Origin of the sequence: Ensifer soli (assembly GCF_041928815.1) — a bacterium.
GTDB lineage: Bacteria > Pseudomonadota > Alphaproteobacteria > Rhizobiales > Rhizobiaceae > JBHFEI01.
In genome coordinates, this window is sequence record NZ_JBHFEI010000038.1 from 2,501 (window position 1) to 5,000 (window position 2,500).

Annotated in this window: 1 tRNA gene and 1 rRNA gene (1 of these 2 only partly in view); both read left to right on the forward strand. The window is 54.9% G+C overall.

Annotated features, from left to right (window positions below):
• Nucleotides 1-125: 125 nt before the first annotated feature.
• Nucleotides 126-201 (forward strand) — tRNA-Ala (locus tag ACEVQ6_RS23210).
• A gap of 639 nt (nucleotides 202-840) precedes the next feature.
• Nucleotides 841-2,500 (forward strand): 23S ribosomal RNA (locus ACEVQ6_RS23215); it runs 1,276 nt beyond the window's last position.

Consider the following 2,500-nt stretch of genomic DNA (forward strand, 5'->3'; position numbering starts at 1 on the left):
TGAGGCCGTCGCGATCTCCGATCGTTGCGCTCCGGACGGGCCGCCGAAAAATCGGCGGGGGCTTCTGGCCCTGATGTGGAATGGAGTTGAGGGTTTTGCCGGTCTGGGCTAAAGAGGTTCGAAAAGGGGCCGTAGCTCAGCTGGGAGAGCGCCGCAATCGCACTGCGGAGGTCGGCGGTTCGATCCCGCTCGGCTCCACCAGGTCTGCTGGTTTGATATCCTTCATTGGGAAAATAAGGTTTGCACGCCTTCTGCGGAAGGTTCGTGCCTGTTCTGATACATTGTGAAGAGAAGATATGTCTGGAAGCGTCCAGGTGTCTTGGGTCGTGCCCGAAAGGGTGTGGTTCGAGACGTCCGAGACCGATCCTGCCAAAGCCGCCGATGGTCTAGCCGACCGGATGCGGACGAGGGGTCGGAGGTAGGAAGGGCGCTTGTTACTCAAGACATGCGGTTGTTGGCGATGGTTCGTCGAAGGCTTCGGTTCCGCAAGGATCCGGGGGTTTTGGTGTTTCTGTCGGCTCTGACGGCATGTTGATGGATGTTGCCTGACCGCGCATCCCCGGACAGATCTCGAGAAGCTGGTCTTAAAGGCAGCAGGCAAGCGAACCGCTCGGCGTGGTTCCAATAAAGCCTGGCTGCCGAACACGTCGATGGCATCTGATTGGTTCGGTTGTAAAAGGTAACCGGATCGTTGTTTCCTGTTTTTATCGTTAGATGGGAAAGGGTGGTGCGGCAAACTCAGGTTTGTCCGGATGGCCAGGTATGGCACCCCACGAGGCGTAAAGCCGAGTGGACAAGGTCTGCCATACCCAACAGAAGATGAGCATTGGCAATGAGAACGATCAAGTGAACTAAGGGCAATTGGTGGATGCCTTGGCATGCACAGGCGATGAAGGACGTGATACGCTGCGATAAGCCGTGGGGAGCTGCGAATGAGCTTTGATCCATGGATCTCCGAATGGGGAAACCCACCCTAGATATCTAGAAAATCTGTTTTGCCGTATTTGGCGCTGGCCGAAGCGAAGCTTCGAAAAGGCCAAGGGCCGTCGGCCAGAGTTGGCCGCGCCGTCCGCAGCGCAGCGACCGAAGGTCGCGACAGCGTGAGGACAGAAGACCCCCGGCAGTGAGGCTGGAGGGTTCGGCAAAAGAGGTTTCTAGATATCGCTACAGGGTATCTTACCTTCGAATACATAGGGGTAAGAAGCGAACGCAGGGAACTGAAACATCTAAGTACCTGCAGGAAAGGACATCAACCGAGACTCCGCAAGTAGTGGCGAGCGAACGCGGACCAGGCCAGTGGCAATGAGGAATGAAGTGGAACGGAATGGAAAGTCCGGCCGTAGCGGGTGATAGCCCCGTACACGTAGAACACTCATTGTCCTTGAGTAAGGCGGGACACGTGAAATCCTGTCTGAACATGGGGAGACCACTCTCCAAGCCTAAGTACTCGTGCATGACCGATAGCGAACAAGTACCGTGAGGGAAAGGTGAAAAGCACCCCGACAAGGGGAGTGAAAGAGAACCTGAAACCGGTTGCCTACAAACAGTCGGAGGGCGTGAGCCTGACGGCGTACCTTTTGTATAATGGGTCAACGACTTAGTGTAACATGCAAGCTTAAGCCGGTAGGTGTAGGCGTAGCGAAAGCGAGTCTGAACAGGGCGCCCATAGTATGTTGCATTAGACCCGAAACCGAGTGATCTAGCCATGAGCAGGTTGAAGGTTGGGTAACACCAACTGGAGGACCGAACCCGCATCTGTTGCAATAGATTGGGATGACTTGTGGCTAGGGGTGAAAGGCCAATCAAACTCGGAGATAGCTGGTTCTCCGCGAAATCTATTTAGGTAGAGCGTCGATCGAATACCCCCGGGGGTAGAGCACTGGATGGGCTATGGGGACTCACCGTCTTACTGATCCTAACCAAACTCCGAATACCGGGGAGTACTAATCGGCAGACACACGGCGGGTGCTAACGTCCGTCGTGAAAAGGGCAACAACCCTGACCTCCAGCTAAGGTCCCCAAGTCATGGCTAAGTGGGAAAGGATGTGAGGATCCCAAAACAACCAGGATGTTGGCTTAGAAGCAGCCATCATTTAAAGAAAGCGTAACAGCTCACTGGTCTAAATAAGGGTCTTTGCGCCGAAAATGTAACGGGGCTGAAGCCATGCACCGAAGCTGAGGATGTGCAGTTTACTGCACGTGGTAGCGGAGCGTTCCGTAAGCCTGCGAAGGGAGACCCGTGAGGGCTCCTGGAGGTATCGGAAGTGCGAATGTTGACATGAGTAACGATAAAGGGAGTGAGAGACTCCCTCGCCGAAAGACCAAGGGTTCCTGCTTAAAGTTAATCTGAGCAGGGTTAGCCGGCCCCTAAGACGAGGCGGACACGCGTAGTCGATGGGAACCACGTTAATATTCGTGGGCCTGGTGGTAGTGACGGATTGCATAACTTGTTCTGGCTTATTGGATTGCCAGGGCGGGGGCGCGGTTCCAGGAAATAGCT